Source organism: Cetobacterium somerae ATCC BAA-474, assembly GCF_000479045.1.
Lineage (GTDB): Bacteria > Fusobacteriota > Fusobacteriia > Fusobacteriales > Fusobacteriaceae > Cetobacterium_A > Cetobacterium_A somerae.
In genome coordinates this window covers 2,044-21,664 of record NZ_KI518139.1, presented here as the reverse complement: position 1 = coordinate 21,664, position 19,621 = coordinate 2,044, and the positions used below count along the sequence as shown (strand labels likewise).

The following is a 19,621-nucleotide window of genomic DNA, read 5'->3' as shown; positions in this document are numbered from 1 at the left end:
AATAGATACAGAATAGTGATATTTTCCCTCTAGAATAGTATCTATAAATTCATTTAAAAGCTCAATATTTTTCTCATGAGACAGTTCATTAGGAAGAGATATTCTAATCTCTTTATACACTGTGCCATTAATTCTTTCATTGTCATCAGCAGCTACCCAAAATTCTTTAGGAGATTTGCACCAATTAGGCAAATTGTGATTAGTGTATTTAATCTCAGTTTCTTTATTAGCGTATTTATTTTGTCCTAAAATATAGTCAATATGTGGCCCACCTTTTCCAACTCTACCATAAGATATATTCAAATGATAATTTGCCATGATTTCACCTCCTCTAAAGTCGAAGACACCTGAAAGGTCAGAAAACCTCTTCAAATACGCAGTTTCTAGCAATTTGCCAGAGCAAATGTTAGAAACTATTAAGCGTGCACTTTGGTGACTTCTATTTGGTAGTTATACTATGCGAATGATCTATTTCTTTATTTTTTTCTATTTTTTCTTTGATTTTTATTTTTTTAAAAAAGGAAATGCTCTATATTTGGAATAAAAAGCAAAAACTAATAAATTTTTAAAAGGAGAGAATTAATGCGGTATAGAAATAAACTTACTTTACTATTTTGTTTAATGTTTTCAACTATTTTCTCAAAGGACGAACTTTTAGAAACATATATTTTAAAAAATATCTCTAACTTAGAGAATGCTCAATTTATCTATGAAGATATTATTCGATTTTCAAGTAAATATGAGATTGATCCAGCGCTAGTAGTTTCTATTATAAAAGTTGAAAGTAACTTTAATCATAATGCTATATCAGAAAAAGGAGCAATTGGTTTAATGCAACTTATGCCTGAAACAGCTGAAGAACTTCAAGTAGATCCGTTTAATGTTTCGTCAAATATTGAAGCTGGAATTAGATATTTTTCAAGATGTTTAAAATTAAATAATAACGATATAGCTTTAGCTTTAGCAAGTTATAATGCGGGGCATAGCAGTGTTCAAAAATATGAAAGTATTCCACCTTTTACAGAGACAGATAACTATATCTCAGAAGTTTTAAAAATATATACTGGAAGTTTTAATAAAAAATATATTTTTAATCCAGTTTCTTTTCAAGAGAGTACTTTTAAATTTGGAGAAAAAGATGAAAATAGATGAATTAAATGAAAAACTTCAAAAAAGTAGGGAAAAGCTTCAAGAATTAGAAAGAGATAAAAAAATATATATGTCTAATGAAAGCAGAGAGAAAAGAAGAAAAAGAGCTCGGAATCTTATAATGTTAGGAGCTTTATTTGAAATTGAAAGTTTGGATAAAGAAAGTGGTGAAGCATTACTTGGGTTTTTACATGAAAATAAAGAGGTATTTTTTAAAAATAGAGATAAGTATTTTGAAAAAGGAAAAGAGATTTTAGAAAAAAGAAAAAATTTAAAAAATCAAGAAAATAACGAAATTGGAAAAGAAGAGATTAAAGAGTTATTAGAACTAGTTAATATATTTAAATCTAAAAATCAAGATTTAGGAGTTTATATACAGGAAAGATTTAAAAAAAAGTTATTTCAAGATTTAACAATAAGTCAATTTGAAATAATAAAAGATTATATAAAAAACCTCTAGAGATAGAGGTTTTTTATATGATTATAGTTTTTAATTATTTTTTTATTTTAATTATCCCAAGTCGTAGAAGTTCTGCCTTATTTAAATCAAAAAATCTTTCAGAATAAAGGTCATATTGAAAAGTTTGTTCGTAATGCTTTCGATCTCCAAATTGCTTGGAATGAAAGAGTTTATGATTAGTTTTAAATGTGATTCCTAAAGATAAAGCTTCTAAAAATTTTAATTCATTAACTTCGTAATTTAAGAGGTGTTTATTTTTTTCTTTCATGTAATGACTCCTTAAAAAAATTTTATTTTTAGAACTCAAACTTATCAGAAGTAGAGTGCCGCCTAGATATACAAAATTTTTTTTAAAATCTTTTTTTTAGGGAAAAAAAGGAAAAAGATATAAAAATTAGAAAAAGAGAGCCAAGAAAATATAGTAAATTTAAAGAAAAATGGAGCACCCAAATATTTTTAAATTTTTCAATAAAAAAATAATTTTCAATGGTTAAATGGAGCACCCAAAGTCCGTGAATTTAAGTAGATGATATTTTTATCATTTGCTTTTTTCATGGGCTTTTTTGTTTATAAAAATTCAAGGAGGTTTAAAATGAAAAAGTTTAATGGAGTAGTTGTGGGAATGACGTTGTATTTTTTTAATTCAGTTGTATCTTTTGCTTCAACTAATGCTGATATGGTATGGGAGGAGCCTGCAAGCGTAATTCAAAAATCTGTAAATGGGCCGGTGGCTTTGGCGGTGGCTCTAATATCTATCGCAGTGGCCGGACTTACTTGGGCCTTTTCTGATGGTGGTAGCATGATGGGAAAATCTATAAAAATTGTGGCAGCTCTGGCTATTGTAGGTGGCGCTTCTATTTTGGTAAGTAACGTATTTAATATAACAGGAGGAGTTACTTTTGGATAGGGAGATAGGGTATGAAAAGGCAAAGGAGGAGTTTTTGGACTTTTATATGAAGCAATCTAAAACTATTCATACTTGGAAGTTATTGTCTTTTATCTCTTTGGTTCTTTTAGCAGTATCCTTATCAATAACCTTTTATCTATCTACAAGATCAAGCCTTGTTCCATATGTTATTGAGGTGGATAGTACAGGAAATGCAAAAGCTATAAATACAGCTTATGAGGTTAAATATGTTCCTGATGAGGTAGCTCAAAGTTATTTTTTAAAAGAGGTTTTAAGAGATATGAGAAGTGTCCCAAGAGATAAAGTTTTAGTTGGAAGAAATTTTAAAAAGAATCTATTTTTTCTAAATGGATTTTCAGAGAAAAAGTATAGAGATTTAATTCAGAAAGAGAAGCTTAGTGAGATGGTTGAGATGTTTCTATCAAGAGATGTTTTCATTAACTCTTTTACAAAGATTTCAGGAACAAAAAATTCATATCAAGTGAGATGGGAAGAGAAGATTTACGATAAAAATGGAGAGGTTGTATCTAAAGAAAACCTAATTGGAATTTTTACTTTAGATAAAAAACAGCCAAAAACCCTGGAGGAGATTGATAACAATCCTTTAGGAATTATGGTAACGGACTTTTCTATCTCAAAGGAGAAGTGACATGGGAGTATGCAAAACTTTAATAGGGGTAGCTTTGATTTGTAGTGTGGCCCTAGGAAGTAACGAAAATTTTTTAAAAGAGATATCACCAAGTGCCAATGCTATTATTGTTTCTGGAATAAAAGAGGCTAAGGCAAATATACAAACTGAGTTTGTTTATAATGAAAACTCAATGTACACAATCTATTGTAGAGTTAACTATCTAACAACAATTTTTCTTCAGCCAGGTGAGGAGGTAACCTATGTGGCTGGAGGAGATACAGCTAGATGGTCAAAAGCTAGTGCAGTTACAGGTTCTAGTGAGGGACAAAGAACAGTTATATATATAAAACCTTTTTCTTTAGGTTTAAAAACTAATCTTGTTATAAATACAAATAAAAGAACATATAATATAAATCTTTATTCAGCTAAAGAGTGGTATAACCCTGTGGTTAAATGGCTTTATCCACAAGATGATATTATGAAAAATATAGTGAAAACTCAAAGTGAAGAGGAGATGACTTTAACAGACCCAAGAAATTTAAATTATAAATACTCTGTGAACACTAAGAAGTACTCCTTTGTTCCATCTGTGATTTTTGACGATGGAAAGAAAACCTTTTTGGTTATGAACAGTAATCTTCAAGAGTTGCCATCATTTTACATCAGGGATGGAAAGAAACTTCTTCTTGTAAACTACCGTGTAAAGGGGAATTATCTCATTGTAGATAGAACTTTTAAAGAGGGTGTTTTAAGAGTTGGAGAAAAAGAGATTACTATAAGGAGAAGGTGACTGTATGGAGGAAAAGGAGAAAGAGATAGATAAAGTTGAAAAACCTGAACCTCAAGAGAAGATAAAAAAAGAGGTGGCAATAGGAGCTGCAATTCTTCTTGTGGTAGCTATAACTTATGGATTTTATGAAGCTTTAAAAAAACCTAAGAAAAAGGTGGCAAAAGCTGAAGCGAAAGAGAGCATAGAAAGTGATAGTGTAAGAAAGGACGGTGTTGAGGATCTGAATCTGCTTCTTGGATATGATGGAGTGGAGATAAAAAGATTAAAGATAGAATCTGAAAAAATTGAGACAAAACCTGAAGTAGGTGGCAGTGAGAATCAAAACATAATACCTCCGCCTGCTAAAACTATTCCTAATCCCTATGAAGAGCAAAAAGAACGCTATTACGAAAGATTGGTACAGGATGAAATAGCAGCGAGAAAAGCTAATATAGGGTTTCAAGATGAAAATAGAAACGAGCAGGATATGAATATATCTTTAGAAGGTGGCAAAAACAGCAGTAACGGGCAAATTTCAAACGACCAGCAAGAGAAAAAAGCCTTTTTAAACTCTGAACCGGGAAGAAAAAATTATAACCCTTATGAGGAGATGAGCTCTTTTTCTCCTTATGAGATTAAAGCTGGCTCTATTTTACCAGGAATTATGATAAGTGGGATAAACTCAGATTTACCTGGAACTATAATGGGTAATATTCGTGAAGATGTGTATGACACGGTTTCAGGTAACTATCTTCTTATTCCAAAGGGAACGAGAGTAGTTGGAACCTACGATAGTGCTATAACTTTTGGTCAATCAAGGATTCTTATTGTTTGGCAAAGATTAATATTTCCTAATGGTAACTCTTTAAATTTAGAGAACTTTCCAGGAGTTGATTTGTCGGGGTATGCAGGGGTAACTGGAAAAGTAAATAACCATACTTTTAAACTTTTTCAAGCTGTTGTACTTAGCTCTATTTTAGGAGCTGGAGGAGCTATTGTTACAAATGATAGATATGATGACAATGATTGGCGAGTAGCTGCAGCTCAAGGTGGCGGTGAGCAGATTATCTCTATTGGAAACACTGTGGCCAATAAAATCTTGGGAATTCAGCCAACTATTGAGGTATCTCCAGGAAGTAGATTCAATGTAATTGTAAATAGTGACATTATCTTAACGCCATATAAGTAGGTGGAATATGAAAAAACTGGATAAGAAAATAAAAAAATATTTTGTGGTAACAGGAGTTATTTTTATTATGGTAACTATCTCTTTGGGAGTTGCCACACAAAATTTGGCTAAAGCTTTAAACTATCATACAGCCCTTGGAAAACCTCTATATGAAAGACTTTATAATCCATATTCAATACTGCGATGGAAAGTATTATATAAAAATCCATATTTAAAAAGATATGTGGATATAAGTACAACTTTAGGAGCAAGTTTACTTTTTGCTTTTACTGCGGGGATATTTATTTATCTTTTGAAAAAACAGGAGCTAGATTCTCATGGCTCAGCTCGTTGGATAAAAGAGAGTGAACTTTCAGAGATGGGTATTCTTTGTAAAAAAGGTGAGTATAGGGATGGAGTTATTTTAGGAAGAACTAAAAATGGAAAAACAGTTATTGAAAACGATAAAACCCATATATCTGTAATAGCTCCTACCCGTTCTGGAAAAGGTGTAGGAATAATTATACCAACACTTCTAAACTGGCAAGGTAGCTCTTTAGTACTGGATTTAAAAGGTGAAAACTGGGCTTTAACATCAGGATATAGAAAAAATAGATTAAAACATAAACTACTAAAATTTGCACCTTATTCAGAGAGTTCTATTTCATATAACCCTTTAGGTGGAGTAAGACTTGGTACTTCTTGGGAGTTTAAAGATGTTCAAATTATTGCAGATATTCTAACAGATCCTGGAGTTGGTAAAAAAAGGGACCACTGGGAAACTTCAGCAAGTACCTTTTTAGTTGGAATGATACTTCATGTACTCTATGAAAAAGATAAAGAGGGGAAAGTAGCAGCATTTGGAGATTTAGTAGATTATCTAACATCAACAGAGGCTCCACTTTTTGATAGGCTTAGAGATTTAATTGCTCATGAGCATATAAAGGAATCTGGATTTTTTAAAAATATCTATGAAGAGTCTCAAATAGAGGGTATCCCACCGAGGACTCATCCAATTGTAGCTAGAACTGCAGCAGAGATTATAAATAAGGATGAAAAAGAGGCAGCAAGTATTATATCTTCTGCCCTTGCTACTTTGACACTATTTAAGGATCCCATTATTAGAAAAAATACTAGAAAAGTTGATTTTAAAGTTATAGATTTAATGAATTTTACTACACCTGTGGATTTATACGTAGTTGTTGAAGCTGAAGCTATAGACACACTATCCCCTCTTGTTAGACTTTTATTAACTCAGATTATTGGAACTCTTTGCCCAGAACTAAAAGATGTAAATAGCTCTCCTCATAAACATAGAATGATGCTTATGCTAGATGAGTTTCCAGCTTTTGGGAAAGTTCCACTTTTAGAAAAAGCATTAGCTTATATAGCTGGATATGGAATGAAAGCTGTTATCATAGCTCAAGCTTTAAATCAACTAAAAAATGTATATGGGGATAAAAATACTATTTTAGATAACTGTATGGTGTCTGTTTATTACACTCCCACTCCTTCTGATAAAGAAACCCCACAACTAATATCAGATATTTTAGGGGAAAAAACAATTAAAGTAAAAAATCAATCATCTAAAAAAATGGGAGTTGGACTTGATGGAAATATCTCTGAAAATACTATAGGAAGAAAACTTTTAACTCCTGAAGAGGTAAGAAATAAACTTAGCGACAAAAGAAATATTATAGCTTTTGGTGGAAAATACCCGCTTATGGGCTATAAGATTAGATATTATTTGGAGAAGTACTTTTTAGATAAAACCAAGGAGAAAGTTGAAAAAATAGAGGGACTATATGACTGTATGAAGGAGTAGAATATGAATAAAAAGAAAAGTTATGAAAGCTATGATGATAAAAAACAACAGATACTTGAGAAATCAAGAAAATTAAAGATGGAAAAAAATGAGTACTTGAAAAAATTAACAATTGAATACTTCTATGGATTTGTAAAAAATGAGAGTACAGCTAGGATCTTGGAAGGAAAAAGAGGTGATAAAGATTTTTTAAAGAAGCTGTACGAGGAGCTAGAGAAAGTATTGGAGTTAAAAGAAGGTGAGAGTGTGGAGAATGGAGCAGAAAAAGGAGTATAATAGACGAATTTTAAATATTTTGGGATTTTCTTTTGGGAAGGAGATTTTAGAGTTTCTTCAAGATGACAATGTAATTGAGGTGATGCTAAATCCTGATGGAAAACTTTGGATAGATACTTTAAGTGATGGTCAAAGAGATACCGAGATTTTTGTAGATGCAGATACAGCTATGAGAATTATAAACACTGTGGCAACTCATGTAAAAACCATAGTGGATGAAAGAAATAGTGGGCTAAGTGCAGAGCTTCCAGAAACAGGATTTAGATTTGAAGGACGAGTTCCACCAACTGTGAAAAACCCCAGTTTTACAATAAGAAAGATGTCGACTCTTGTGTTTTCTCTAAGAGATTATGTGAATATGGGATGTTTAAAAGAGAGCCAGCTAGGTATTATAGAAAAAGCTATTCTTGATAGAAAAAATATACTTGTAGTTGGAGGAACAAGTAGCGGGAAAACAACTTTTGTCAACGCTTGCATAGGTAGCATAAAAAAAGATGAAAGGTTGCTTATTTTAGAGGACACAAGAGAGCTACAAAGTCTTTGCCCAAATACAGTTTTCTTTAAAACTTCTGATTATACATCCATGACAGACCTTTTAAAATCAACTATGAGATATAGGCCAGATAGAATTATAGTTGGAGAGATTAGAGGAAAAGAAGCCCTAGATTTACTAACAGCTTGGAACTCTGGACACCCTGGAGGTATTTCAACTATTCATAGTGATTCAGCTATTGGTGGCTTAAGACAACTTGAGCAGTATATTGAAAGGGTATCTGTAAATAAACAGCAGGAGTTAATTGGAAAAACTGTTGATATTATTGTGGTTTTAAAAAGAGAGCGTGGCTTAAGAAAGGTAACATCTATAACTGAGCTAGTGGAGTTTAATAAGGGATATATTTTAAAAGAGTTCTAGGAGGAAGTTATGAAAAAAAATAGAGTACCTGTTTGCCAAGGACTTATTAAACCTCAAACAATTATGGGAATTTCAAGAGAGGCTTTTATACTAAATATAACCTTAGGAGGTGTATTTTTACTAGCTTTAAAGCAACCGATACTACTGGTTATCAATTTTATTATTCACTTTATTTTAAGAGGAGTTTGTAAAAAAGATCCTCTGCTTATAAAGATTTTTTTTAAGAGATATAGCAAACAAAAAGACTATTTAAACGAGGGCTAATATGATAAGAGAGTATAAAAAATTAAAGGATAAGTTAAGCTATTATGTCCCTTGGGTACTGCTGGTAGATGAGGGAGTGGTTTTAAATAAAAATGGAACTTTGGAAAAAACTTTTAGATATAGAGGAAAAGATTTAGATAACGCCACAGAGGAGGAGCTAGAGTATATTGTGGCAAAAATAAATAACGTAATAAAAAGATTTGATAGTGGTTGGAGTTTGTTTGTAGAGGCTAGAAGAAAACGCAGTGATGGCTATGTAAAAAATGGCTTCCATATTTTAGGATTACAAATTATTGATGAGGAAAGATATGGCCATTTTCAGAGTGGAAATCATTTTGAAAGTGAGTACTATTTAACTTTTGTGTATTTAACACCACTAGATAATAGGAAAAAATTGGGTGACTTTTTTGTGAAGAGAAAGGTTTCTAGAAAGAATAACTTAGATGAGGTGGTGGAAAAGTTTAAAAAAGAGTGTGGGGAGATATATGAGCTGTTAAAGGAGATTTTTTTGGAGATATATCCATTAAATGATGAGGAAACATACACCTATCTACACTCTTGTGTATCCCAGTATGAGATGACAAAGGTTAAAATTCCAACTGTTCCAAACTATATGGGAAACTATCTATGTGATACTCCTATGATTGGTGGCTTAAAACCTCAACTTGGAGAAAAACATATGAGAACTATTTCTATTCTTGATTTTCCACAATATACAGAGGCTGGATTTTTCGATAGATTGAACCATCTGAATATAGAGTATAGGTGGGTAACAAGGTTTTTAACTCTTGGAAAGCAAGAGTCACTATCAATATTAAAAGGTATCTGGAACACCACTTTCCAAGGGAGATTATCTTTTCTTCAAAGAGTTTTAAACGAGTTTACCAATGGAGAAAAACATCTAAATGAAAATCGAGATGCCCTTGAAAAAGCTGAGGGTATAGATGATCAGATGAACTTAGTGAGAGGGGATTATCTATCGCAAGGTTACTATACTTGCACAATTATTGTTTTGGATTCTGATTTTCATGAGGTTGAGAGAAAGGCTGAGCTTATTTGTAAAACTATAAATGATATGGGATTTGTGGCAGTAATCGAGGGTGTCAATGGAGTTGAAGCCTATCTTGGAAGTAATCCTGGGGATATATACCACAATATTAGGCGACCAATTCTAAACTCTATAACTTTATCCCACCTTATACCTTTAAACTCAGTTTGGGCAGGGGATAGGGAAAATAGACATTTGAAAGTTGATTCACTTATCTATACAGAAACTGAAGGATCAACACCATTTCGATTTAATCTTCATGTGGGAGATGTGGGGCACACATGCATTGTAGGACCAACTGGAGCTGGAAAATCGGTGCTCTTAGGTGCTATAGCCAGCCACTTTTTTAGATATGATAACTCAAATGTATATTTCTTTGATAAGGATGGTTCAAGTAGAGTTCTTACATACTCTATGGGTGGACACTTTTATGATTTGGGAGAGGAGGATTTAAGTTTTCAACCTCTAGGTGATGTAGACTCTGAAATAGAGTTAATGTGGGCTAACGATTGGATAATTGAGATATTTATCCAGGAGGGGATAGAGCTGACACCGCTACAAAAGGATAAAATATGGGAAGCTTTAAAACTTCTAGGCACAACTCCAAAAGAGTTTCGAACGTTAACTGCATTTTCTAATTATCTGAGTGATACAACATTAAAAGAGGCTCTTAGCAACTATATGATAACTGGAGCTTTAGGAAGATACTTTGATTCAGATAAAGAGAGTATACACTATGATAGGTGGCAGGTATTTGAAATGGGAAAGATTTTTAACAATAAGCAGGCTCTAATTCCACTTTTAAACTACCTTTTTCATAAGATAGAGAGAAGATTAGATGGTAGCCCAAGCTTAATTATACTAGATGAGTGCTGGATGTTCTTTGATAATGAGATGTTTTCAAATAAGATTCGCGAGTGGTTAAAGGTCCTTAGAAAGAAAAATACATCTGTTGTTTTTGCCACACAGGAGTTAGGAGATATTTTAAACTCTAAGCTTTTTACAACAATTTTAGATGCATGTAAAACAAAGATATTTTTACCTAATGTAAATGCTCAAGGGGAAAACTATATACCTATCTATGAAAAGTTTGGCTTAAATAGACGAGAGGTAGAGATTATAGCAGTTTCAACTCCAAAGAAAGAGTACTATTTAAAAAGTGAAGTTGGAGCTAGAAAGTTTTCTTTAGCACTACGTGAGAAAAGCTTGAAACTTCTTGCTTCTTCAAGTCAAGAGAATCAAAATCTAGCTTTAGAGATATATAAAAGATGTGGGAATAGAGATGAGTTTACAAAGGAGTTTTTAAATTTAAAGGATGGTGAGGTATGAGAAAAATTAGGAGTTTAGTGTTGCTTTTTATAATTTTAGGACTTTCAACTTTGGGAAAATCTATAAGTATAAAGGGATTTGGAGATTTACTAAATTTAGTTAAAACTATATCTAAAACTCAAACTGGGATGAATACAGAGCTATTGGACCAAGGGATAAAACAGGCAAAACAGATTGAAAATGAGATAAATATGATAAAAAACCAAGTTGAGAATTTAAAAAGACTTGGAAAAAATATAAGTGATGGAAATATAAACTCTTTAAGATACGCTTTAAATCAGGCTATTTCACTACAAGATCAAAGTAAGGGATTTATATATAATCAACAAGAGCTAGTTAATAGATATTGGGATATATATAAAAAGGACCCAGAAAATTTTGAAAAGAACACAGAGTTTACAGAGGAGAATCTTAAAAAAGTGGATAGAGAACTAAAAAAAGCTAAGGAGATGACACAATATGCTCTTTATGATTCTATGATAAACTCAGGTTTTACAGCACAACTTAAAAGTGATAAAGCGAACTTAGAAACTCTACTTAATGCCAGTAGCACAACAACTGGTGCCCTTCAAGCAATTCAAGCAACAAACAATCTACTTGGACAAACTAATACAATACTACTAGATTTAAAAAGTGTAATGTCAACAATGGTTAAGATGAACGCTTCTGTGGAATCTGTAAAGGTGACAGAGGACAATGCAAAGGAGAACAAACTTGATACTCTTGAAGCTGATTTAAAAAAATCTATGAATGAGGAGTTACAAAGATATGAGGAGTTAAAAAAACAGAAAGTAACGATTGGAGGCTGATTTAAATTTTAGACTTTTTAGTGGTTATAGGTGAGTTTAAAAATTTGAGCACAAGTATAATAAACAACCTAACTCCAACTGTTAAAAGTATGCTCTATATATTTTTAATGTTGGACTTAACTCTTTCCATGCTTTTTAACGAGGACGATGGAATGGGAATATTTATAACTCTTATGAAAAAAATTCTTCTCTATGGGTTTTTCATATGGCTAATAACAAAGTATGGATATATTATAAAAACTATTTTAGATGGCTTTATACAACTTGGGAATTTGGCTTCTATTGGGGTGGCTTCAAAATCCCTTGAAACCTCTCCAGGAGTTGTATTTTCACTGGTTATGTCAAAGATAACACCAATATTTCTAACTGTTTCAGCTGGAGCTTTAGCTATGGATTTAGCTTTAATTGAAAGTTTGCCAATAACTCTTTTTCTACTTGGAAGTAGTCTTGGAATTGTGGCGGGACTTATAGCTCTAGAGATAGTTATTATCTTTATAAAGTTTTATCTTACAACAGCACTGGCCTTTGTACTTATGCCCTTTGGAGTTTTCTCTAAAACTAGAGAGGTGGCTACAAAGGGACTTCACTCTCTTCTTTCCCAAGGAGTAGAGATTATGGTGGCTGTTATAATTATAAACTTTTTTAATAGGTATATTGAAAACTTTTTAATGTTAGATTCTATAGATGATAAAAATCCTATTGGACTTATAAATAACTTGGTGATAGTTATATTTTTCTTTTTACTAATAACAAGAATTCCAATTATAGTTTCAACACTTTTAACTGGATCAATAAGCAATTTATCTCTTACTGATTCTGGAATAAGAAATGCTTCTGGTAACTTAAATCGTGGGAATATTGGAAAAGCTGGTTCTGAGATAAAAAATATGGGTGAAAAGGTTTATTCTGCATATAAGAAAGCTACTGGTGGTTAGTATGAGAAGAAAAATAGGCATTATAGCAACCTCTTTACTGCTTTATCTCTTTGTAAAAGAGCTAAGTAGTAGATACTTTGTTTTAAATCTATCTCCTAGTATGGAAAAAGGTATCTATCTATTAAAGGAGATTGATGAGTTAAAAAAAGGGGACGTTGTAGTTTTAAACATCCCCTTAAATATTAAAGAAACTCTTTATTCTAGAGGGTATCTGCCTAAAAATATAAAGACACTTTTAAAAGAGGTGGTAGCAGTAGAAGGGGACTGTGTGGAGGTAGTTCACAATAAAATCTATATAAATGGTGAGATTAAAGGAGATATTGCTGAGGTGGATCCAAAAGGCAGAGAGTTAATTAGCTTTGTAAAAAATGGAGTTTTAAAAAGTGATGAGGTTTTTCTTCTAGGAAGAGGGAAAAATAGCTTTGATAGCAGATATTTTGGAGCTGTGGAAAAAAGTGAAATATTAAAAAAAACTATTTTAATAAAGGAGTTTTAAATGAATGAAAATAAAGAGAGATTAAAAAATGAGTTAATATTGGAGCAACTAGAGGAGATAGAAAAACTTATAGAGGAACATGAAGAAAACTTAAAATATACTAAAGAAAATATCTTAGAAGCTCTTATGAAATATTCTAAATCTGAAAATATAGATGAAATAATTGAAAAAAAAGAACTTGAAGAACTAGTAGCTTCATATAAAGAGGTAGAGCCATGAGCATACTAAAGGAGTTTGGAAGCCAGAATGAGTTAGAATTAAAAGAAAATCTTAAATATAACTCAAAAGAGAGTGAAAATTTAGTATCTATAATTGATTATATGGGAAGAGTGACAAAACCAGAAAGGATTATGCTAAAAAGCTTCAATGATGTAGCTAATATTTGTGAGTACTTTAGAGACCCAGATATCAATATAAAATATGGAGATATGGCGCTGCTATCTTTAAATGCTAATAATGAAGTGGAAAGTTTTAAAAAATTAGAAAGTAATGTTTTAGAAAGTGATTATGAAGAGATAGAAAATAAAGTTTTAAGAGCAGCTTTAAGTGAGAGATTTGCTAAAGGTGGAGTGCTTTTAGTAAATAGTGATAACTTTGAGTATGCAGGGTACTTTAGAGATACTTTAGATGATATGGGATATAATCTCGTTGACAGTGTGGGCATAGATAAAGAGGATAAAGTGGTATCTTTTCTTAACGAAGGTCATGAGAGACCCTTAGAATATAAAGGAGTTCACAAGATAGTATTAGAGGGGTTAGAAAAAACTAAAGATAGAAATTACAGTGAAAATGAGAAAAACCTAGTGAATATATTTAAAGCTCATGGGTATAAAGTTAAAAATTATGAGGATATTGTAAGAGAGATAAAAAATGAAAAAAACTCAGAACTGAAGGTTTTAAAGGATACAATTGATGATTTTTTAGCAAAAAAGGTTGAAAGAATGAGATATAGTGGCGACTTAAAAGAGCTTACACACTATGTAAGAGCAGAGCTTGGAGAGAAAGATTACGAAGTTTTTAAAGTTCTTTGTTTGGACAAACAAAATAACATTATTAAAAATAGTAATCTTTTTTATGGAACAATAGATCGGAGTGTAGTTTATCCTAGAGAGATACTAAAACTAGCGCTAGATAGTGAAGCTCACTCTGTAATGTTTATCCATAACCATCCTTCAGGAAATTTAACTCCTTCTAAAAAAGATATTAGTTTAACTCAAGAGATGGGAGATATGTTAGAAAGAGTTGGATGTAGATTAGTTGATAGTGTAGTTATTTCAAGAGAGGGATATACCTCAATGAGAGAGGACAATCTAGCTACCTTTAGTAAACTTACAGAAAAACCAAATCCTGTTTCAATTGAACTTGAAAAAGAGCCTCTAATAGAAACACCTAGAGTTGAAAGAAATGAGATAAAGGAAAAAGAGCTAGCATTTAAAAGAGATACTGAACTTTCTCCTGTGGAGGAAAAATTTATTAAAAGGTTTTTAGAAAGGTGTGAAAAAGGAGTAAATCCAGTAAAAAACGAGGTACTGGGGCAACTATTTAATCCTGTAACAGGAAACGAATATAAGGGGTTAGATGCACTAGTTCTTTTAGAAAAAAGTAGCGAAAAAGGATATATGGATTCAAGGTGGCTGACACTAAATGAAGCTGATAGACTGGGCTACAGTATTAAAAAAGGTGAGAAAGCTACAACTTTGGAAAAAACTATTTTAAGGGATAAGGATGGAGAGGTTCTAACAAAAAATCGATATGAAAACCTATCTGTGGAGGAGAAGGTGGCGTTTTTTAAAGAGAGTGTTCAAAGGGATAAAATTCGAATCCACCTATTTAATGGTGAACAGATAGAAAACTTTCCAAAGTTAGAGAAAACTACTGAAAGGGATGTGGATAAACTACTAAAAAATATTCCTTGTAAAATTGAGGAAAGAGCTGGAGATTTAAGCTATTACGATAGAGCACATGACACAATTGTAATATCTCAAAATTTAAGAGGAAAAGATAGAGAGGTTGAACTTTTAAAACAGTTTATAAATAGCACTTCACACCCAAATAGACTGGATAGAGAGTATAATATTTTATCTAAAAACCACTATAAAGAGGAGTTTATAAGTAGTGTTGCTCTGGCTCTTTTAAAAAATCATTTGGGATTTGAAAACAGTGAGAAAGATAGCTATGTATTTAAAAGAGTTGGAAAAGAGTTTATGGATAAACCGCAGGAACTATACGAGATTTTAAAAAGCAGCGAAAAGGTGGCTCTAGGAGTTTTAAATAGTGGTAGGTTGGAAAGAGATGACTTTAAAGATTTAAAGGTAAAACTAAACTTTTCTGAAGTGGATTTTAAAGTTAAAGATGGGACTACTTTAGAGGGAGTTGAAGGGTATAGACTACTTTCAAAGATACTTTTAAAGGATAAAGAGATAGAAAGAAATTTAGAAGAGAGAAGAAATGTGGATTTTGAAATAGAGTGTAAAAGCTTTAAAAGTGGAAGAGTTCGTGTGGAGTTGGGAACTTTAGAGTTTGGAGGGCAGGAAGAGGTAGCCAAAGGTCTAGAGTATAAGTTTAAAAGTATAGTTAAAGAGATAGAAACTAATGCAGATAGATATATTTCACCTTTTATTAATCATAAAAATATAGAGAGTGAAAAAAGTGAGGTGTTAAGATTAAATAGAAGCTTTAATAGGCGAGCTATGAACTTTTGTGAAAAAATTATGACAGATGAAAAAGAGAGAAGTTTAGATTTAGATAAAAGTATAAAGATGGAAAAGTTAAATCCTTGGAAAAAGTTTCAAGAGGAGAGAAGAGAGCGTGGACAAAGTTTAGGTAGGGAGAGATGATATGGATTTAATAATAGCTGAAAAAAAAGGGGTAGCTGAAGCTATAGCAGAGGCTTTAGGTGGCTTTGAAAAAAGTGCTGGATATTTTGAAAGTGAAGGTTCTATTTTAACTTGGGCAAGTGGACACCTTCTTGAACTTAAAGAACCTCAAGAGATAGATGAAAAGTTTAAAACTTGGAAAATACTAGATTTACCCATAAAAATTGATGAAACTTGGAAGCGTAGACCAAAGTTTTATAACGTAGGAAGTGGGTTATCAAAGGAGGAGAAAGAGCGATTAGAAAATAGTCAAAAAGTTATAGATAGACAACTGGGGTTAATTGAAAGATTTTTAAAAAATAAGGAGATTAAAAAAGTGATTCATGCAGGAGATCCTGATTCTGAGGGGCAACTGCTAATTGATGAACTAATAGAGTATTTCAGCTGTAAAAAACCAGTTATGAGGGTACTAATAAATGATAATAACGCTAATAAAGTGAGAGAGGCTTTTAAAAAGATGGAACCTAATGAAAAATATGTACCCCTTGGAAAAGCTGCTTATGCTAGGAGTTTAGCTGATATGTACCTTGGGGTTAATGCTAGTAGATTTTTTACACTAAAAGCCAATATGAATGAGGGAAGAATTGTTGTGGGAAGAGTAAAATCCCCTGTTCTTGGACTAGTTGTAAATAGGTATCTAGAGATTAAAAATCATGTAAAATCTTGCTACTACATCTTAGAAAAAAGCGTAGAGGTTGTAAAAAAATCAAATACTCAAGAGAAAGAGGAGTATATAAGGGCCATTGAGAGATATGAAAAAGAGTTTTTAGATGAAAGTCGAAAAAAGGTAGCTTTGGAAAATTTAGCTAATGAGTTTACTAGATTAAATGAAAGAGTAAGGTTAAAGTTAAGTCTTGTACCACCTAAGGAGATTTTGTCAGATGGAAAAGTTATTGATAAAGTTCTACTAGAGGAGTTAGATAAAGAGATAAATGGAGTTCAAAGATTGATAGTATCTAAAGAGATAGTTAAAAAAGAACCTCCTCTACCATTTAATCTAATAGAGTTGCAACAGTATTGTAATAAAAAGTGGAGCTATGAAAGTGATAGAGTTATGAGAGTAACTCAAGATTTAAGAGATAAATATAAAGCTATAACTTATAATCGTTCTGATTGCCAGTACCTATCTTTAGAACATTTTAAAGAGGCACCAGAAGTTATAGAAAGAGTTTTTAAAAATCTGGATATTAAAGTGGAGAATATGGATTATACAAAAGTTTCAAAGTGTTTTAATGATGAGTTGGTAACTGCACATCATGGAATAATACCTACAAATACAACTATAGATTTAAAAAGACTAACTGAAGAGGAAAGAAATATCTATGAGATTGTCTGTAAGTACTATATAGTTCAGTTTTTAGGAGCTATGATTATGGAAAAAACTTTAGGAGAGGTAAGAGTAGTAGAGAGTTTAATACTTAAAGGAACATCTAGTAAAACACTGGACTATGGATATAGGGAGTTTTTAGATGAGAGAGACTCTGAAGAGGAAAAAGAGGAGAGTAGCTCTTTAAGCTCCTTATATAGCGGAGAATACGAGTGTGAAATTATAGGTGGCAAAATACTAGAAAAGGAAACAGAACCTAAAAAACAGTATAATGAGGCCTCTCTATTAAAGGATATGACATCTATATCAAAATATGTAAAAGATATTAGATTAAAAGAGGCTCTAAAGGATAAGGATAAAGGAAAAAAAGGGGAGAGTGGTGGCATAGGAACTCCTGCTACTCGTTCCACTGTTATAAAGGATCTTTTTAGAGATAGGTATGTGGAGTTAAAGGGAAAAGAGATAGTTCCAACAGAGCTTGGGTTAAAGGTTTATGAGTATATAGCTGATGAGGTTAAAACTGCCAATGTAACAGCTGAGTGGTGGTTGATACAAAGGGAGATAGAGGAGGGCGCAAGTGTATCTAAACTAGTTCGAAAGGTTGAAAAGGACTTTTTAGACATTATGTCAAAGAGTTATGAAAAGGTAGAGCACGGAGAAAGAGTTAAAGAGACTATCGGAGTTTGTCCTAAGTGTCAGGGAGATATAACAGAGTCTAAAAAAGCTTATAACTGCTCTTGTGGGTTTATATTTTGGAAAAATGAGGCTATATCTTTAAAGAGGTTTCAAGAGCTTATAAAAGGAAAAACTATTAGTGTGAAAGGGTTAAAGAGTAAGGCTGGAAAAAGTTATAACGCAAAGATAAAACTGAAAGCTAATTATGAGGGATTTGAGATAGTGGAGTTTTTGAAGTTATAAAAGAAATAAAAGGAAAAAATAATATCTTGAGAAAAGATAAGTTGAAACACTTGAATAAAAATTTTTATTAAGGAGAAGAGATGATTAAAGAGATTAGTTTAGATATTGCAGAATCAATAAAAGAAAGTTTATTAGTCGGTAATTTGACTAATGAAGTTCATTTAAAAATAGGAGATTATGAAATTAATATAGATAACCTAGAAAATTCTATAATAGATGAAAATAATGAACTAATGGAAAAAACAACATTTACTTTTAGAGGATTTCCTGAAGTTTTAAATAAAGGAAAACAAATAGGAGAACTCTTTTTTAGTATAGGACAATGGAGAGATGAGAAAAGCTATAGATTTGTAGATACTCATATTGTATTAGGTGCTAAAATGATTCATAATTTTTTCAGTCAAATAGATCTTTCAGATGCAGTGGAGGATAAAGAGAATATTTATTTGTTAAAAAATATAAGTTCTAAAGCTGGAAGAGGTGCTATAGTTAGACTTTATACTGGAAAAGGTAGTTTTTCAGCAGAGGAAAGAGTAGCAAAACTATTAGAAAATTATAGAGATCAAACTATTGAACGAAATAGTAAAAAGTGGATAAAAGTTTGTATTATTAATAAAAAACTACTAGAAAAAACGCAAGAGAATAGAAGTATACTTTTAACTAAATTTGTAGAAGATTTTTTAAGATTCTCATTTTTAGTAGAAGAAATAAGAGAATTATAAAAAATAAAAAAGGAATTTATTCAAAAAAAAGAAACAATAAACAAGAAGCTTAGCCAAACTTCTAGCATGAAACCTCCTAAAGAAAAATAGTTTTATTTCTTAAAATGCTATTAAATACTTTAGAATTAAAAGTAAAAGAGAAGAGTTAAGAAAGACTCTTTTCTTTTTCATTATGATTTTTATTTTCATACGGATAAAATCTCTATTCAAAGTCTATACTATTAATATGCTTCACATGGGGAAAATAAAAATTCTGATGTTATTAATATTTCTTTTGATAGAAATTTTATAGGAATCTTAGTCTCAGGAAAAATATTTTAAAATGGCATCACCAAAATCTTATCAGTAGATTAAATCTTATTTATAGCAATAGGTAAGGCTTTGAGATTATCTCCACCTTTTCCCCTGCTCCACACCGTGCATGCGACTTTCACCGCACACGGCGTTCCATCATAATTTTAAATTTTATTTATATTTAGAAAGTGTTTTTAATATTCTTGCATAGTTCTCATTGTCTTTATAGTAATCCTCTTTATTTTCGCTTTTTAGTAAAGTTTTGAATGAAGAATCTAGCAACATTAAATTTTCAAGGTCAGCACTTCCTCCATGTTCTATTGGAACTAGCCTATGAACATAAAAGTTGTCATTTCCTGCGATATATTTTCCTGTTACTTCGCAAGTTGAGTTTCTTTGAAGTCTCAAAATAGCTCTTATTTGAGGGTCTTCGATTTTACTTACCTCAATTTGTTTTTCTATATTCATAACTTTCTTTTTCGCTGAAAATAGTTTAGGTATTTTA

At 31.7% G+C, this 19,621-nt stretch carries 21 protein-coding genes; 18 read left to right on the top strand and 3 right to left on the bottom strand.

Going from position 1 to position 19,621, the window contains the following annotated elements:
* A partial coding sequence (locus HMPREF0202_RS06315) for a MobA/MobL family protein (protein ID WP_023052317.1) occupies positions 1-318 on the bottom strand: 318 nt, incomplete at its 3' end.
* A 264-nt stretch (positions 319-582) separates the two neighbouring features.
* On the opposite strand from HMPREF0202_RS06315, the gene HMPREF0202_RS06310 reads away from it, so the two are divergent.
* Positions 583-1,152 carry a lytic transglycosylase domain-containing protein gene (locus HMPREF0202_RS06310; protein WP_040406639.1) on the top strand — a complete coding sequence of 190 codons (570 nt, stop codon included), beginning with the start codon at positions 583-585 and terminating at the stop codon, positions 1,150-1,152.
* Positions 1,139-1,609: a conjugal transfer protein TraD gene (traD, locus tag HMPREF0202_RS14720; RefSeq protein WP_023052315.1), complete on the top strand. Its 471-nt coding sequence runs from the start codon at positions 1,139-1,141 to the stop codon at positions 1,607-1,609. The genes HMPREF0202_RS06310 and traD overlap by 14 nt, the downstream gene beginning before the upstream one ends.
* A gap of 34 nt (positions 1,610-1,643) precedes the next feature.
* Here traD and HMPREF0202_RS06300 read toward each other — a convergent pair whose 3' ends face one another.
* The gene (locus HMPREF0202_RS06300) at positions 1,644-1,877 is read right to left on the bottom strand and encodes a hypothetical protein (protein WP_023052314.1); all 234 of its coding nucleotides are present in this window, start codon (positions 1,875-1,877) and stop codon (positions 1,644-1,646) included.
* Between the two features lie 285 nt (positions 1,878-2,162).
* On the opposite strand from HMPREF0202_RS06300, the gene HMPREF0202_RS06295 reads away from it, so the two are divergent.
* The 16 genes from HMPREF0202_RS06295 to HMPREF0202_RS06220 all read left to right on the top strand — a co-directional run bounded on the left by HMPREF0202_RS06295 (position 2,163) and on the right by HMPREF0202_RS06220 (position 18,822).
* On the top strand, positions 2,163-2,516 hold the full coding sequence (locus HMPREF0202_RS06295; protein ID WP_315968725.1) for a TrbC/VirB2 family type IV secretion system protein: 354 nt from the start codon (positions 2,163-2,165) through the stop codon (positions 2,514-2,516).
* A complete protein-coding gene (locus HMPREF0202_RS06290; protein ID WP_023052311.1) occupies positions 2,509-3,165 on the top strand; it encodes a VirB8 family type IV secretion system protein in 657 nt (218 codons plus the stop codon). The genes HMPREF0202_RS06295 and HMPREF0202_RS06290 overlap by 8 nt, the downstream gene beginning before the upstream one ends.
* A gap of 1 nt (position 3,166) precedes the next feature.
* The gene (locus HMPREF0202_RS06285) at positions 3,167-3,937 is read left to right on the top strand and encodes a TrbG/VirB9 family P-type conjugative transfer protein (protein WP_023052310.1); all 771 of its coding nucleotides are present in this window, start codon (positions 3,167-3,169) and stop codon (positions 3,935-3,937) included.
* A gap of 4 nt (positions 3,938-3,941) precedes the next feature.
* The gene (locus HMPREF0202_RS06280) at positions 3,942-5,105 is read left to right on the top strand and encodes a TraB/TrbI/VirB10 family type IV secretion system protein (protein ID WP_023052309.1); all 1,164 of its coding nucleotides are present in this window, start codon (positions 3,942-3,944) and stop codon (positions 5,103-5,105) included.
* A 7-nt stretch (positions 5,106-5,112) separates the two neighbouring features.
* Positions 5,113-6,909 (top strand): type IV secretory system conjugative DNA transfer family protein, encoded by a 1,797-nt coding sequence (locus tag HMPREF0202_RS06275; RefSeq protein ID WP_023052308.1) that lies wholly within the window; start codon positions 5,113-5,115, stop codon positions 6,907-6,909.
* Between the two features lie 3 nt (positions 6,910-6,912).
* Positions 6,913-7,185: a hypothetical protein gene (locus HMPREF0202_RS06270; protein WP_023052307.1), complete on the top strand. Its 273-nt coding sequence runs from the start codon at positions 6,913-6,915 to the stop codon at positions 7,183-7,185.
* Entirely contained in the window at positions 7,163-8,098 is a 936-nt protein-coding gene (gene trbB, locus HMPREF0202_RS06265) for a P-type conjugative transfer ATPase TrbB (RefSeq protein WP_023052306.1), read from the top strand. Before HMPREF0202_RS06270 ends, trbB begins: the two co-directional genes overlap by 23 nt.
* A gap of 9 nt (positions 8,099-8,107) precedes the next feature.
* Positions 8,108-8,362, top strand: coding sequence for a VirB3 family type IV secretion system protein (locus HMPREF0202_RS06260; protein ID WP_023052305.1), 255 nt, complete (start codon positions 8,108-8,110; stop codon positions 8,360-8,362).
* A gap of 1 nt (position 8,363) precedes the next feature.
* A complete protein-coding gene (locus HMPREF0202_RS06255; RefSeq protein ID WP_023052304.1) occupies positions 8,364-10,739 on the top strand; it encodes a VirB4 family type IV secretion/conjugal transfer ATPase in 2,376 nt (791 codons plus the stop codon).
* Entirely contained in the window at positions 10,736-11,548 is an 813-nt protein-coding gene (locus HMPREF0202_RS06250; protein WP_023052303.1) for a hypothetical protein, read from the top strand. The genes HMPREF0202_RS06255 and HMPREF0202_RS06250 overlap by 4 nt, the downstream gene beginning before the upstream one ends.
* A gap of 128 nt (positions 11,549-11,676) precedes the next feature.
* Positions 11,677-12,483, top strand: coding sequence for a type IV secretion system protein (locus HMPREF0202_RS06245; protein WP_211231166.1), 807 nt, complete (start codon positions 11,677-11,679; stop codon positions 12,481-12,483).
* Between the two features lies 1 nt (position 12,484).
* On the top strand, positions 12,485-12,979 hold the full coding sequence (locus tag HMPREF0202_RS06240) for a S26 family signal peptidase (RefSeq protein WP_023052301.1): 495 nt from the start codon (positions 12,485-12,487) through the stop codon (positions 12,977-12,979).
* On the top strand, positions 12,980-13,198 hold the full coding sequence (locus tag HMPREF0202_RS06235) for a hypothetical protein (RefSeq protein WP_023052300.1): 219 nt from the start codon (positions 12,980-12,982) through the stop codon (positions 13,196-13,198). It abuts the gene before it with no gap.
* Positions 13,195-15,816, top strand: coding sequence for a JAB domain-containing protein (locus HMPREF0202_RS14715; protein ID WP_023052299.1), 2,622 nt, complete (start codon positions 13,195-13,197; stop codon positions 15,814-15,816). The genes HMPREF0202_RS06235 and HMPREF0202_RS14715 overlap by 4 nt, the downstream gene beginning before the upstream one ends.
* Before the next feature lies 1 nt (position 15,817).
* On the top strand, positions 15,818-18,100 hold the full coding sequence (locus HMPREF0202_RS06225) for a type IA DNA topoisomerase (RefSeq protein ID WP_023052298.1): 2,283 nt from the start codon (positions 15,818-15,820) through the stop codon (positions 18,098-18,100).
* 80 nt (positions 18,101-18,180) lie between these two features.
* Positions 18,181-18,822 (top strand): hypothetical protein, encoded by a 642-nt coding sequence (locus HMPREF0202_RS06220; RefSeq protein ID WP_023052297.1) that lies wholly within the window; start codon positions 18,181-18,183, stop codon positions 18,820-18,822.
* 465 nt (positions 18,823-19,287) lie between these two features.
* On the opposite strand, the gene HMPREF0202_RS06215 is transcribed toward HMPREF0202_RS06220, so the two are convergent.
* Positions 19,288-19,621 (bottom strand): HNH endonuclease signature motif containing protein (locus HMPREF0202_RS06215; RefSeq protein WP_023052296.1); only part of this gene is annotated, 334 nt, incomplete at its 5' end.